Annotated in this window: 14 protein-coding genes; 6 read left to right on the top strand and 8 right to left on the bottom strand. The window is 54.0% G+C overall.

What is annotated here, in order from left to right:
- The first annotated feature begins 209 nt into the window (after positions 1 to 209).
- Together SIB88_RS03020 and SIB88_RS03015 are read left to right on the top strand one after the other, a co-directional pair.
- A complete protein-coding gene (locus SIB88_RS03020; RefSeq protein WP_170310180.1) occupies positions 210 to 1,232 on the top strand; it encodes an NAD(P)/FAD-dependent oxidoreductase in 1,023 nt (340 codons plus the stop codon).
- Positions 1,233 to 1,272: 40 nt separating this feature from the next.
- Entirely contained in the window at positions 1,273 to 1,671 is a 399-nt protein-coding gene (locus SIB88_RS03015; RefSeq protein WP_412559297.1) for a GFA family protein, read from the top strand.
- Between the two features lie 8 nt (positions 1,672 to 1,679).
- Here SIB88_RS03015 and SIB88_RS03010 read toward each other — a convergent pair whose 3' ends face one another.
- Both SIB88_RS03010 and SIB88_RS03005 read right to left on the bottom strand, forming a co-directional pair.
- Entirely contained in the window at positions 1,680 to 2,477 is a 798-nt protein-coding gene (locus SIB88_RS03010; protein ID WP_412559296.1) for an SDR family oxidoreductase, read from the bottom strand.
- A gap of 44 nt (positions 2,478 to 2,521) precedes the next feature.
- Positions 2,522 to 2,842: a nuclear transport factor 2 family protein gene (locus SIB88_RS03005; protein WP_412559295.1), complete on the bottom strand. Its 321-nt coding sequence runs from the start codon at positions 2,840 to 2,842 to the stop codon at positions 2,522 to 2,524.
- A 105-nt stretch (positions 2,843 to 2,947) separates the two neighbouring features.
- Between SIB88_RS03005 and SIB88_RS03000 the strand changes: the two genes are divergently transcribed.
- Positions 2,948 to 3,304, top strand: a complete 357-nt coding sequence (locus tag SIB88_RS03000; RefSeq protein WP_206926592.1) for a winged helix-turn-helix transcriptional regulator — start codon at positions 2,948 to 2,950, stop codon at positions 3,302 to 3,304.
- 36 nt (positions 3,305 to 3,340) lie between these two features.
- Here the strand turns inward: SIB88_RS03000 and SIB88_RS02995 are convergent, their stop codons facing one another.
- Together SIB88_RS02995 and lepA are read right to left on the bottom strand one after the other, a co-directional pair.
- Positions 3,341 to 3,805: a heme-degrading domain-containing protein gene (locus SIB88_RS02995; protein WP_412559294.1), complete on the bottom strand. Its 465-nt coding sequence runs from the start codon at positions 3,803 to 3,805 to the stop codon at positions 3,341 to 3,343.
- Positions 3,806 to 3,940: 135 nt separating this feature from the next.
- The gene (lepA, locus tag SIB88_RS02990) at positions 3,941 to 5,746 is read right to left on the bottom strand and encodes a translation elongation factor 4 (RefSeq protein WP_101246506.1); all 1,806 of its coding nucleotides are present in this window, start codon (positions 5,744 to 5,746) and stop codon (positions 3,941 to 3,943) included.
- A 559-nt stretch (positions 5,747 to 6,305) separates the two neighbouring features.
- On the opposite strand from lepA, the gene SIB88_RS02985 reads away from it, so the two are divergent.
- A complete protein-coding gene (locus SIB88_RS02985) occupies positions 6,306 to 8,348 on the top strand; it encodes a sensor histidine kinase (protein WP_412559293.1) in 2,043 nt (680 codons plus the stop codon).
- Between the two features lie 149 nt (positions 8,349 to 8,497).
- On the top strand, positions 8,498 to 8,971 hold the full coding sequence (locus tag SIB88_RS02980) for a hypothetical protein (RefSeq protein ID WP_412559292.1): 474 nt from the start codon (positions 8,498 to 8,500) through the stop codon (positions 8,969 to 8,971).
- Positions 8,972 to 9,076: 105 nt separating this feature from the next.
- Here SIB88_RS02980 and pheT read toward each other — a convergent pair whose 3' ends face one another.
- The 4 genes from pheT to rpmI form a co-directional block, all read right to left on the bottom strand.
- On the bottom strand, positions 9,077 to 11,485 hold the full coding sequence (gene pheT, locus SIB88_RS02975) for a phenylalanine--tRNA ligase subunit beta (protein ID WP_412559291.1): 2,409 nt from the start codon (positions 11,483 to 11,485) through the stop codon (positions 9,077 to 9,079).
- Between the two features lie 4 nt (positions 11,486 to 11,489).
- Positions 11,490 to 12,560 (bottom strand): phenylalanine--tRNA ligase subunit alpha, encoded by a 1,071-nt coding sequence (pheS, locus tag SIB88_RS02970; RefSeq protein WP_101246510.1) that lies wholly within the window; start codon positions 12,558 to 12,560, stop codon positions 11,490 to 11,492.
- Positions 12,561 to 12,681: 121 nt separating this feature from the next.
- Positions 12,682 to 13,038, bottom strand: a complete 357-nt coding sequence (gene rplT / locus SIB88_RS02965; RefSeq protein WP_101246511.1) for a 50S ribosomal protein L20 — start codon at positions 13,036 to 13,038, stop codon at positions 12,682 to 12,684.
- Between the two features lie 17 nt (positions 13,039 to 13,055).
- The gene (gene rpmI, locus SIB88_RS02960) at positions 13,056 to 13,253 is read right to left on the bottom strand and encodes a 50S ribosomal protein L35 (protein WP_044829755.1); all 198 of its coding nucleotides are present in this window, start codon (positions 13,251 to 13,253) and stop codon (positions 13,056 to 13,058) included.
- A gap of 253 nt (positions 13,254 to 13,506) precedes the next feature.
- Here rpmI and SIB88_RS02955 point away from each other — a divergent pair, with 253 nt between their 5' ends.
- The gene (locus tag SIB88_RS02955; protein WP_412559290.1) at positions 13,507 to 14,466 is read left to right on the top strand and encodes an AEC family transporter; all 960 of its coding nucleotides are present in this window, start codon (positions 13,507 to 13,509) and stop codon (positions 14,464 to 14,466) included.
- The last annotated feature ends 14 nt before the right edge of the window (positions 14,467 to 14,480 follow it).

The raw sequence follows: 14,480 nt of genomic DNA, 5'->3' as shown, positions 1-14,480 counted from the left end.
TGTTGTAGGGTGACTGACCATCCCTTCGCAATGATTTTACAAAATCACGATTGCACGCACAGCAAAACAGGCCGCACATGGCAAATTTGCCCGGTTTACGTTGCGATAAATGCCCCCAGATGCTATTTCGCAGCTAACAGTTTTCCCGCAGATCGTCGGGCAAAGGTCGCGACCTGGCCCAAACTTGATTTTAGTTGGATGGAATAAGTATGTCAGACGCATCAAACAGCACTGATATTGCCATTATTGGCGCAGGCCCGGTTGGGCTTTTTGCGGTTTTCGAAGCCGGTATGCTGGGGCTTAAATCCCATGTGATTGATGCGCTTGAAATGGTTGGCGGCCAGTGCAGCGCCCTTTACCCGGAAAAGCCGATTTTCGACATCCCGGCCCATCCGCAGATTGCCGGTCAGGACCTTATTGATCAACTGGCCAAACAGGCCGAACCGTTCGAACCGACCTATCACCTGGGCCAGCAGGTCATCAAACTTGAAAAACGCGACGATGGGCGCTTCACGCTTGAAACCAATACCGGCACGGTGATTGACGCCGGTGCGGTCGTGATTGCCGCTGGTTGCGGTGCCTTTGGCCCGAACAAGCCGCCGATGGATGGCCTTGAAGATTACGAGGGTTCCGGTGGCGTTCAGTATTACGTCAAACGTCGTGCCGATTTCGCCGGCAAAAAAGTTGTGATTGCCGGCGGTGGTGATTCGGCCGTTGACTGGGCATTGTCGCTTCATGACGTCGCCGAAAAGGTGATGGTCGTCCACCGTCGCCCGAAATTCCGCGCCGCGCCTGATAGCAGCGCAAAGCTTCAGGCACTGGCAGAAGCCGGCAAGATCGAAATGGTCATCCCCTATCAGCTTAAGGGCCTTAAGGGTGAAAACGGCAATCTGTCACATGTGGTTGTCGCGACGCTTAAGGGCGAAGAGCGCGAACTGGAAGCCGATCACCTTCTGCCGTTCTTTGGCCTTGCCATGGAACTTGGTCCGATTGCCGACTGGGGCCTTAACCTTGATAAAAGCCATATCGGCGTAACCCAAGGTACGATGCAGACATCGGTTCCGGGCATTTTCGCGATCGGTGATATCGCGACCTATGAACATAAACTGAAACTGATCCTTTCAGGCTTTGCCGAGGGTGCCAGCGCAATCCACGCGGCACGTTCCTATCTGTTCCCGGACAAGGAATTCCACTTCGAATATTCGACCACCACGGGTGTTCCCAACGAATAATCGAAGCCGGTCCAAAACCACCATTTCAGGAAAGCGCACCATGACCACGCATAATCCAACCCATTCCGGTGGATGTCTGTGTGGCGCGGTGCGCTTTGTTGCTTCTGGTGATCCGGTTGGCGGCAATCATTGCCATTGCGACATGTGCCGTAAAGATAGCGGTTCGGGCGTTTCGACCTTTGTCACCTTTGCGACCGGTTCTGTGACGTGGGATGGGAAGCCCACCGATTATGAAAGCTCGCCTGGCAAGTTTCGCGGATTTTGCCCGAAATGCGGTTCCAGCCTGACCTGGCGCAATGGCGCGCAGCAAAGCACCATCGACATCCGGCTTGGCAGCTTTGACAACCCGCGCCCGTTCAAGGCCCGTAAACATTTGTGGATGCGTAACGCCCTTGAAAGCTTTGCCGGAATTGATCCCGATATCGACCATATCGACTGATATTCAATTCAAACGGTCGGGATCGTGCCGCAATCGATCGTATATTCCGCACCATGAATGGCCGATGCACGTTGTGACACCAGAAATGCCACCAGTTCGGCAATTTCATCCGGAACAGCCGGCCGCCCCAGCGAAATACCACCCAAAGCATCGAGAATAGATTGCCTGGCAGCATCTTCGGTCATGTTTCCGCCCTTGGCGATGCGCGATACCATCGCCTTGGCCGCATCGGTATATATCCAGCCCGGGGCGATGCTGTTGACGCGGATGCCTTTGGGACCAACTTCCTTTGACAAGGATTTGCTATATGTCGTCAAAGCCGCCTTGGCCGCGGCATAAGCCGTGGTTGCGTCATGAAGTGGCAGTTGGCGTTGAATAGATGACGTGTGCAAAACAACGCCCTGCCCGTTCCTGATCATCGCGGGCAAGATGATGCGGTCCAGCCTGACAGCAGAAAGCAGGTTCAGGTTTAATTCCTGCATCCAGATATCATCATCAATGACCGCAAATCCGCCCGACGGCGCGGTTGAGCCCCCAACAACATGAATAAGAATATCCACATGCCCAAAGTGCGATAATGCGGCCTCACCGAACCTTTTGACATCGGCCGGATCGGTCAGGTCGGCCTGTATATATGCCCCGTGTTCCAGATCATCGGGCTTTGACGACCGACCCGCAGTCAAAATGTCGGCACCCGCTGTTTTAAGCCGGTCGTAAATGGCCTTGCCTGCTCCTTGGGTTCCGCCGGTCAGGACAACTGTTTTGCCAGCGAATTCTTGGTCGAAACCCGATTGATGCCTGGTCATGTTCATCGCTTTCATCAACTCGTTATAACTGTCGGCAGGTGTGACTATGAAATTGAAAGACGGTGAATAAGCCCGTCACAAAGCGTGAAACGGTAATCAAGCATCACTGGACTGCCGGGAAAGTTTCCCGACACCTTGGCGCGCACAATGACGTCGTCTGCATCGTTGGTCAGTTCTTGGGGTTCGGCGTGGAAGTCGTATTTCTGTCGCGCTGCGGCCTGCCAGGCGTTGATTTCCGCATGGCCACGATGTGTGTTGCTTTCGTCATGAACGACCGCATCACGGGAAAACGCCCGCAGATCAAAGGACCCGTTCTGCTTTCCGGAAAAATATCGATCGATCGGTGATGGAAGGATCGGTTTCATGGTCTGGACTCCTGATTGGATGATTGTCAGACCGCGATATTTTGCCTTAACTTACTTTTTGTGAAGTACGCACTTAAAAGTAAGTTAGTGAGCGTAAGGTAGGAAATGGGGAAACAATACACACCCGATAGTGCGGCATCTGATGTCGAGGCCATTCTGCGGATGCTCGAAGGTCGATGGAAACTGGTGATTCTGTTTCACCTGTTCGGTGGCAAGACACAGCGCTATTCCGACCTTGAACGTCTTATTCCGGCGATTTCACAAAAAATGCTGGCCCAGCAGTTACGACAACTTGAAGCCGACGGCATCATAAAGCGCAAGGTGTACCCGCAAGTCCCGCCCAAGGTGGAATACAGCATGACCGACTGGGGACAATCATTGTGCCCGGCACTGGATGCACTTTTGAAATGGGCAGAAGCACGCCCGGCCCCAGCGGAAGCAGAAGCAGAAGCAGAAAGCTGACAGCTTGTCCTTGGCAGAACGGGTCTGCACCGCGGGTCAGAGGCCGGTATCTGTTTTCAGATAGGCTGCCAGAACATCAACAATCATGCCGTGATCTTCGTGCGATGCCAGGCCCGACACCGTGATTGCGCCAATCACCCCGACACCGGCAACCCGGATCGGGAAACTGCCGCCATGATCGGCGAAATCGGCAAAATCAATCCCGTGATCGGCCAGCGTCTTGCCCTTGGCCTTAAGCGCCATGCCAAAACGCATTGAACTTTCATGTTCGCGCAAGGTCAGGTTGCTTTTGCGACGCGCCCAGGCGTCATTGGCCGGTTTGGCACCGGGCAAGGATACATGAAACAGTGTGCGGTCAGGGGTTCGGATATCAACCACCACAGGCGCATTCTGGGCGCGCGCGACCGCAACCAGTTTTGAGCCGATGGTCCATGCCGTATCCTCGTCAAAGCGATCAAAGACCAGCTTTTCTTCCTGACGGGCGAGAAGGTCGAGATCCATGGACGGCTCCTTGGCAACGGTGTTTGATGATCTTGCTTCATCCATAACGCAGCTTTGGCATTGATGGAAACAGCAAAGAAAAAAGGCTGCATCCGCAATTGGATACAGCCTTTGTTTCGATATCGTAATTTCAGCTTATTTATCGTCGCCCATCTTGAGCGCATTGATAAAGGCCGATTGCGGAATTTCGACCTTGCCGAACTGACGCATCTTTTTCTTACCGGCCTTCTGTTTTTCCAGAAGTTTACGTTTACGCGAAACGTCACCGCCGTAACATTTTGCCGTAACGTCCTTGCGCAGGGCAGATACGGTTTCACGGGCAATCACCTTGCCGCCGATGGCGGCCTGAATGGCGATGCGGAACATCTGGCGCGGGATAAGGTCCTTGAGACGTTTACAAATCTCGCGGCCACGATATTCAGCAGCCGAACGGTGAACCATCAATGCCAGCGCATCGACCGGTTCTTCGTTCACAAGGATGGACACCTTGACCAGATCGCTTTCGTCATAGCCGGCGATCTCGTAGTCGAAGCTTGCATAGCCGCGCGAGATCGATTTCAAGCGGTCATAGAAGTCAAACACCACTTCGTTAAGCGGCAGCTTGTAGACCACCATCGCACGGTTACCTACATAGGTCAGGTCAAGCTGCACACCACGGCGTTCGGTACACAGGGTCAGGATGCCGCCAAGATAATCATCGGGCACCATGATCGATGCCTTAATCCACGGTTCTTCAATCGCCTTGATCTTGGTGACGTCCGGGAAATCTGCCGGGTTATGAAGCAGGATTTCTTCGCCCTTGCTCATGGTGATCTTGTAGGACACCGACGGGGCGGTCGTGATCAGATCAAGCTCGAACTCGCGTTCCAGACGTTCCTGGATGATTTCGAGATGAAGCAGACCCAGGAAGCCACAGCGGAAACCAAGACCAAGTGCGGTCGAGTTTTCCGGTTCGAACTGGAAGGATGCGTCATTGAGATGCAGCTTTTCAAGCGCATCACGCAGCACTTCATATTCGCTGGTATCGACCGGGAAGATGCCACAGAACACAACCGGGATGGACGGTTTGAAACCGGCCAGCGGCTTGGCACAGGGGCGCTTTTCTTCGGTAATGGTGTCACCGACTTCGCATTCGGCCACGGTTTTCATGCCGCAATTGATAAAACCGACTTCACCCGGACCCAGTTCATCAAGGGCAAGCGGTTTTGGCGTAAAGACACCGACACGTTCGATCTGATGGGTGACCTTGGCGTTCATGAAGCGGACTTTCTGCCCTTTTTTGAGCGTCCCTTCCTTCACGCGCACCAGAATCATCACACCAAGATAGGTGTCATACCAGCTGTCAACCAGAAGGACCTCAAGCGGGGCATCCGCATCACCGGTCGGTGCCGGAAGACGATGCACCAGTGCTTCAAGCACGTCGGGAACACCCATGCCGGTCTTGGCCGAAATCATCACGGCTTCGGATGCATCAATGCCGATGACTTCTTCGATCTGTTCCTTTACGCGGTCGGGCTCGGCAGCCGGAAGATCGACCTTGTTCAATACCGGAACGATTTCGTGGTTGTTTTCAATCGCCTGATAAACGTTGGCAAGGGTCTGTGCTTCGACACCCTGGGCGGCATCCACCACCAGAAGCGATCCTTCACACGCCGCAAGCGACCGCGACACTTCATAAGCAAAGTCCACGTGGCCCGGCGTATCCATCAGGTTGAGCGTATATTCCTGCCCATCCTTGGCGGTGTATTTCAAACGCACGGCCTGTGATTTGATCGTGATGCCGCGTTCACGTTCGATATCCATCGAATCGAGAACCTGATCGGCCATTTCACGTTCGGTCAGGCCACCGGTCAACTGGATCAGACGATCGGCCAGGGTCGATTTGCCGTGGTCGATATGCGCAATGATCGAAAAGTTACGAATGTTCTTAAGGTCAGTCATTTTGGCTGCTTCTGGCACTAAAATTGGCTGGCATTTCGCCGCGTGGCACATGTGTTTCGATTTGGTGTGATCCCCCGAACCGGGCGGTTACGATCCACGCAATCAACAAGCTTTCCCATTGCGATCCATCCCGGTCTGCACGCCTGTGTGGCGGCGACTCAAAGGTAGGATCACATCCGGTTACCGGACTGGCATAAACAGGAAAACCCGCCTTGCGTGATCGTCGTATCCGTCAGAAAACCGCATTTTCAATTTTCCGGATCAATCACCAGCGGGTTTATAGGGGTTTTTGCCCGCAATTAGAAGCGTTGTGTTGTGTTTGCGGCCCAACGAATTCACATGCCAGACACGCACCCCATATCAACAGAACACCGCAACCGGGTGCCAAAGCATCACCCGATCACGCAAACAGGCACAGTTGAAGGCTTTTTCTTTTGCAGTACCTATGAATTCATCTGTTTGTCATCTTTTCAACCGCATGAAAAGAACATAGGTTTTAAAGAGTAAAAACAACAACCTTCCTGACAGGGACAGCCGGGGATACGCGAAGAACATGTTCATGACGTCGATCGAGCCGTCCCTGTCACGGCGCAGCCTGGTGAAATTGCGCAAAAGGCTGGCGGCCCTGACCCTTACCGGTGTGTTTGTCTTGCTGTTTTCGTTCTTCTTTATCCAGAAGACGCTTTATGACAGTGCGGTTGAACATGCCAGTGCCCAGCTTGAAGCAACGGCCTACCGGCTGGGCTCGATGTTGTTGCAACATGACGATGTCGATCTGCAACAGATCGTTAATGACAATTCCACCATCACCGTCGGGGTTCTTGATCAGCATCTTAATCAGATCAAGGGGTTTATCCCGCCGCATCTGATCGGTGATCTGGCGGACTATATCAGCCATCAGAATAATGATCGTGATTCGCTGATTTGCGTGCACGGTCAGCAGGTCATGGTTCTGGCATACAGCAAATTGCCCGAACTTGACCGCATTGTAGTGGCCTATACGCCGCGCAGCATCCTGATGGAAAGCTGGCGCGAAGCCATCATCCTGCATGCCCTGATGTTTGTCATGGCGCTGGTGATCATGTGCGGATTGTCGATCTGGCTTTGGCAGCGCCTTAAACGCCAGCATCTGCGGGCGATCAACCTGACAGAGCATTTCAGCGAAACGGAAAACACGCTTTCGGAATGCGGATGTGCTGTCATCAGCTGGCCGGTCGAAAGCAATGATGGCAAGCTTTCCACACAATTGAACTGGCCGGAAATCCTTGGCCCCACCGACGAAACAGTTGGCCCGTTCATGACCGATTTTCTTGATCGGCTGTCGCCGGCATCAAGGGCCAGATTGCAAGGCCCCCTTATTCAGAACAAATGGCCCGACGAGCGGATTGGCGCGATGGTCGATCTGCGGGTTTCGGGGAGCCAGTTGCAGCGTTTCTATCTGATGGCACAACGCGTTCAGGAAGATGATCACGAAACCATTTCGGTTTTGCTGCTTGAAACGGCAAGCCACCAGGAACTTTGCCATCCGTTTGAAACCTATTTGCGTCACACGCCCGAACCATCCATCGCAATTGATCAGGACGGGATTTTACGCGGCTTTAGTCCGGCACTCGAAGAGCTTGTCGGATTGCAATTGCACGAAGTGATCGGCAAACATTTCTTCAAGATCTTTGAGCCGGATGATCAGCAATCTGCCATGACCGCGTTTCGTGACCGCGGCCCGGCACATATGATCGGGGATGGCAATTCCATACTGCGCGTGCGTGATCATCACAACCAGGTGCGCTGGCTGGCCTGGCGCGGTACGCGGCCGATTGACGGCATGATCTTTGCCAGTGCGCGCGACGTGACCGAGTTTGTCGAAAACGCCAACAAGTTGCGTGATACCCTTGATCAGCTCAAGCGCAGCAACGAAGATCTTGAACAGTTTGCCTATGTTGCATCCCATGACCTGCAACAGCCATTGCGCATGGTGGCAAGCTATACCCAGTTGCTTAAACGCCGTTATGGCGGAACTCTTGATCAGGAAGCCGACGAATATATCGATTATGCCGTTGATGGCGCCAAACGGATGCACAAGCTGATCAGTCATCTGCTTGAATATGCCAAAACCGGCACCAGCGAAGATTTCACCGAAATCGACTGCAATCTTGTTCTGAACGAAGCACAGGCCGATTTGAAAGCCGTGATCAGTCAGGAACATGCCACCATTACCCATGACGATTTGCCGATCATCAAGGGCGACAGGATCGCATTGTCGCGGCTGTTCCAGAATTTGCTGTCGAACGCCATCAAATACCGCCGTCAGGGCGTGCCGCCGCATATCGAAATCACCGTCGAACCGGACCCGGTCATGGGTGATTTCTGGCGGTTTTCGATCCGCGATAACGGGATTGGCATTCATCCCGAACATGCACAGCGCATCTTCCGGCTGTTCCAGCGCCTTCATAAGGATGAATTTTCCGGTACGGGACTTGGTTTGTCATTATGCCGGAAAATCGTGGAACAGCATGGCGGTCGTATCTGGCTTGATACCAGCCGTCCGGTCAGCGACCCGGGCACGACCATCATCTTTACATTACGGGTCAACCGGCCGGACTGATCGGGAAATTGCCCGCCGGGGCATCCCGAAGACTCCAGAAATACGTCGCATCGCCAGAACGTCACACCGGATGGCAAGCATATTGCTTTGATATCGGGGTATCGGGGCTGCCGGGAAAAAGCTGCCCTGTTGTGGCAATGGAGTGACGCATGTTCAGATTTTCGGCCCTGTCCCGCCCCCGTCTTGGCATCCTGTTTGTGATGCTCGGTACATTGACCATAAGCGCCTGTGGCTCGGACATGCGCACCATGAATAACAGCCACATGCAAAAACTGGCCTATTTCTTTGCCGAACATGAACCGGGCGAACCGTTGCCCCGCGGCTGGAGACGATTGGACGGCCGGGAAATCAATTACCGTTTTGCAAACGAAACATATTCCATCTACTCAATTGATGAAGATGAACAGCTTTTGGTCATGCATCTTTATGACAATGGCGAAGGCCGCCTTGAAGCCGACGATGATCGCGAACGGTGCGCCTGGAACACCATGATGGATCAGTTGACGATCGAATGCGACGACACCGATATGGAATGGCATGTCTATACCAACGGTCCCGATTTGATTGCGCTTGATCTGGACGAGGAAGAATATGCCATCCTGCGCAAACGGCCGGGTCGGTAAATATTGTCCGGTCGGCGTTTATCACACCGTCGGAATTTCCAAAAGAAAACGGGCCACCCATTTTCCAATGCGCGGCCCGTTTTGATTTTACATGGTCTGCGGTACTTAAGCGCGCAGCGATCCGCCAGTTGCCTTTTGAACGGCTTCGACAACCTTTTTGCTGACCGCTTCAATTTCTTCTTCGGTCAGGGTTGCCTTGGTCGGCTGCAAGGTAATCGAGAAGGCAAGTGACTTCTTGCCGTCTTCAATGCCCTTGCCCGCATAAAGGTCAAAGATCGTCACATCCGTGATCAAAGCACGGTCGGCACTGCGTGCGGCCTTGACGATGGCTTCGGCTTTGACATCGTCATCAAGCAGGAAGGCAAAGTCACGCTCGACCGACTGGAAGCTCGATGCATTCAATGCCGGACGTGCGGTGCCTTTTTTCTTGGGCATCGGAATGTTTTCAACAAACAGCTCAAACGCCACGACGCGGCCTTTGACACCAAGTGCTTTGAGCACTTTGGGGTGCAGTTCGCCGAAATAACCAAGCACGTTTTTCGGCCCCAACTGCAAGGCAGCCGATCGACCCGGATGATACCAGGCCGGCGCGCCTTCGGTATTTACCTGAAGGTTGGCCGCATTGGTACCAAGGGCGTCAACAAGTGCTTCGACATCGGCTTTGACATCAAAGACATCGACATCACGACGCGAACCGGTCCAGCTGCGCGGGGTTGTTGAACCGGCGCGAAGACCCGCTGCGACCAGACGCTGATCACCGGGCTGATCGCCAAAGAATTCCGGACCAACTTCAAACAGCGACAGATCGGCAAAGCCGCGCGCCTGGTTGCGTCCCGCGGCGGCGATCATGTTGATCAATGCGTTTGGACGCATGACATCGAGATCGGAGCTGATCGGGTTTGCCAGATACAGACCTTCTTTGAGTTCGCCAAACAGCTTTGCCCAGCGCGAGTCGGTAAAGGACCAGGTCACGGTTTCATAAAGACCACGCGATGCCAGAACACGACGGGTCAGACCGACACGCTTTTGCATCGGCGACAGGGCCGGAACCGGAAGGCTGGTTTCACGTTCCAGCGCAACAGTCGGGATCTTGTCATAGCCGACGATACGCAGGACTTCCTCGACCAGATCGGCTTCACCAATGATGTCCGGACGCCAGGTCGGTGCAACCGCGGTAATAACCGGGGCCGATCCGCTGACGTCAAAGCCAAGTGCGGTCAGGATTTCAATTGCACGGTCGGCCTCAACAGCAACACCGCCAAGTTCAAGAATCCGGTCAATGCGCAGATCAAAGGCATTGCGCGGATTGGGAACTTCGCCCGCCTTAACAACGTGGGAAACTTCACCACCACAGATTTCGGTGATCAGGTGGGTGGCCACTTCCATACCCCAACCGATCGACTGCGGATCAACGCCGCGCTCGAACCGATAACGGGCATCGGAATTGATCTGAAGCTTACGGCCGGTCTTGGCGATGCTGATCGGATCAAACAGCGCGCATTCGACAAACACATTGACGGTTTCATCAAGGCAGCCGGTTTCTTCACCACCGATGATGCCACCAATGCCCAGTGCCTTTGCCTGATCGGCAATGACAACCATGGAGTCAGACAGCTCGTATTCCTTGTTATCAAGGGCAGCAATCTTTTCGCCATTGGTCGCATAGCGGACATTGATATCGCCCGACAGTTTGTCGGCATCAAAGACGTGCAACGGGCGGCCAAGATCGTGGGTCACAAGGTTGGTGATGTCGACCAGTGCCGAAATCGGACGCAGACCGATGGCTTCAAGACGGGCTTTGAGCCAGTCCGGGCTTTCACCATTTTTCACGCCACGGATATAACGCCCATAAAATGCCGGGACCGCGTTGTTTGTTGCGATCTCGCCAGAAATGGTCACGCCAATCGGGCTGTCAAACGAACCTGCAACCGCTTCCTGACGCGGATCCGCCTTAAGGGTGCCGATACCGGCAGCCGCCAGATCACGGGCAATACCACGCACACCCGTACAATCGGGGCGGTTCGGGGTCAGACCGATTTCAATGATCGGATCATCCGCCCCCAGAACAGCTGCAACCGGTGCACCGATTTCAGCATCTTCGGGAAGTTCGATGATACCGTCATGATCTTCGCCCAGGCACAGCTCGCGGGTGGAGCACATCATGCCCTGGCTTTCGACACCACGGATTTTGCCCGGTTTCAGCTTGGAACCGTCGATCGGAATGATCGCGCCGGGCTGTGCCAGTGCAACCTTGAGGCCCGTTCGGGCATTCGGCGCACCACAGACGACCTGGATCATCTTGTCACCGGTATTGACCCGGCACAGTTTCAAACGGTCGGCATCGGGATGCTGACCTGCTTCTTCGATATAGGCGACACGAATGTCAGCAAGGGCTGCTGCGCGGTCGGTGACGCTTTCAATTTCCAGACCGATATCGGTCAGTTTTTCGGCAACCACCTCGATCGATGCATCGGTATCAAGGTGCTGTTTCAGCCAATTCAGTGTGAATTTCATAATCTCAGCCCCTTACCATGTTCGGTACATCCAGCGGCACGAAACCATAATGTTTCAGCCAGCGCAGATCGGTATCGAAGAAGGTGCGAAGATCGGGAATGCCGTATTTCAGCATGGCGATACGTTCGATCCCCATGCCAAAGGCAAAGCCCTGATATTCATTCGGATCAAGACCACAAGCCGCGAGAACGCGCGGGTGAACCATGCCGCAACCGAGAATTTCCAGCCAGTCATCGCCTTCACCGATTTTCAGCTCGCCGCCTTTGCGCGAACAACCGATATCCATTTCGGCACTCGGTTCGGTGAACGGGAAGAAGCTCGGACGGTAACGGACCGGCACGTCATCAAGTTCGAAATAGGTTTTGACGAACTCAAGCAGGCAGCCCTTCAGATGACCCATATGGGTTTTCTTGTCGATGACCAGACCTTCGACCTGATGGAACATCGGCGTATGGGTCATATCGCTATCGGAACGATAGGTGCGACCCGGCGCAATGATACGGATCGGCGGGGTTTTGCTCTGCATGGTTCTGATCTGAACCGGGGATGTATGGGTCCGCAGCACAAGGCGCGATCCATCTTCCTGTTCAGGCAGATAGAAGGTGTCCTGCATTTCACGCGCCGGATGTTCCGGCGGAATGTTCAATGCGGTAAAGTTATGGAAGTCGTCTTCGACGTCCGGCCCCTCGGCCAGGGCAAAGCCCATCTCGCCAAAGATCGAGACAATTTCATCAATCGTCTGGCTGATCGGGTGAATGCGGCCTGCGGTTTCATCCGGGCGCGACGACAGGGTGACGTCGATCCGTTCGCCGGCAAGACGCGCCTCAAGGGCTGCATCTTCGAGGGCGGTTTTGCGGGTGTCGATTGCGCCTGCTACCTGGTCTTTGACAAGGTTCAGCGTCTGACCAAATTCACGACGCTGATCCGGGTCCATCTTGCCAAGGTTTTTCATAAGGCCGGTAATGCGGCCTTTCTTGCCAAGGGCGCTGATGCGGACTTCTTCAAGAGCAGCAAGATCAACTGCCTTTTCGACTTCCGCCAGAACCTCTTCGCGCAATGCTTCGATGTTTTCCATAACTTCCGACGCTTTGGCTTGGGTTTAAAAAAGTACATAAAGAAAAAGAAAGGGGACGGCCAATATGGCCGCCCCCGATCAAATCAGGCAAGTGCCGATTAAACCTTTTGACAAAGGTTTATTAGCCGAGTGCAGCCTGCGCCTGGGTGACCAGAGCTTTGAAAGCTTCCGGTTCACGCACTGCGATGTCGGCGAGCACCTTGCGGTCCAGTTCAACACCAGCCTTCTTCAGGCCGTTCATGAACTGCGAGTAGCTCAGGCCGTTCTCACGTGCGCCAGCGTTGATACGCTGGATCCAGAGCGAACGGAACTGGCGTTTCTTAACGCGACGATCGCGGTATGCATACTGCAGACCTTTTTCCACAGCCTGAACGGCGGTGCGGAAAGTATTGTTGCGGCGACCGCGGTAACCCTTGGCAGCCTTAATAACCTTGCGGTGACGAGCGTGTGAAGACACGCCCCCTTTTACACGAGCCATTTAACTCTCCTTCAACCTTAACCGTACGGCAGGAATTTTTTGACGATGCGGGCATCTGCGTCACAGAGGATCTCCGTGCCACGAGCCTGGCGCTTCATCTTGGTCGGTTTTGCAGTCAGAAGGTGGCGCTTGTTTGCCACGTTGTGACGAACCTTCCCGCTTGCAGTCAGGCGAAAGCGTTTTTTCGCACTCGATTTGGTCTTCATCTTGGGCATTTTTCTATCCTTGCATAAGCAATGAAAACGAAATCCCCTTCGGCGGCTGGGCATGCCCTGAAGGACCATTACAGACCTTCCAGCCTCACCACCTGTTTTGGGGACGGGTGGTTATAGACTCCGGGATTGCCTTTTTCAAGGGCCAATTCGCCCCTTTCCCCTTGCTTTTTGCGGCTCTGACCCGCCATTGTGCGCAGGCTTGTTTGTTTATCCACTCAGCAAGCGTCCTGATTTCAGCTATCTGACTGATCATATGTCACAAATCACGTCTATCATTTTGCCGTTCTTTGCCCTGATCGGTCTGGGCTGGATTGGCGGCAAGTTCAAAATTGTCACGCCTGAAGGCATGCGCGGCATTAACGGGTTTGTCTTTTATTTTGCCCTGCCTGCCCTTTTGTTCCGCGCGCTTGCAACCCGCACGCCGGCAGAAATCTGGCAACCAGACATTCTGCTGGCTTATGGCGGCGGGACACTTGTGGTTTATGGGCTTATCCGTCTGATGGCGGCCAAAATCTTTGATCTCGATCCGACCAGCCAAACCCTGTTTGCCTTTGCCGGAACGATGTCCAATGTCGGCTTTATGGGATTGCCGCTTATTATCGGGTTATTGGGGCCCGAGGCCACTGTTCCGCTGATCGTCGCCCTGGCCTTTGATTTGATCGTGATGTTGTCGCTGTCCCTTTTGCTACTGGAAGGGGCCAAACATGCCAATGGCAGCAAATCGGTTGGCAAAATTATTCGCGGGACGCTGACCAACCCGGTTGTCCTGGCGATCATGGCTGGCGTGTTTGCCAGCCTGATGGATATTCGCTGGCCCGATGGTGTTGACTATCTGCTTGAATTGCTTGGACGAAGTGCCGGGCCCGCTGCCCTGTTTGCAATTGGTGTTGCCCTTGTCGGTCGGCCGATTGCCGAAAAACGTGCCGAGCTTGCGGCCATGTCGATCGCCAAACTGGTGGTCCATCCACTGATCGTTTTTGTCGGCTTTTATCTGGTGGGGACGGTTAGTGCACTTGAAGCAAAGGCTGTATTTCTGCTGGCCGCATTGCCGACTGCGGGCAATGTTTTTGTCGTGGCGACGACCTATGACCGATATATCGTCCGCAGCTCATCGATTGTGCTGGTAACGACAGCATTGGGTGTGATTACGTTTTCGATCTTTTCGCTCTATATCGATCCGATCATTGGCGTGCTTGAACACATAGCACCCTAGCCCCGCCCGACTTA

Origin of the sequence: Thalassospira sp. MIT121401 (assembly GCF_047125595.1) — a bacterium.
GTDB lineage: Bacteria > Pseudomonadota > Alphaproteobacteria > Rhodospirillales > Thalassospiraceae > Thalassospira > Thalassospira povalilytica.
Note: the sequence above shows the minus strand (reverse complement) of the source record. Positions and strands in the feature narration are given on the sequence as shown.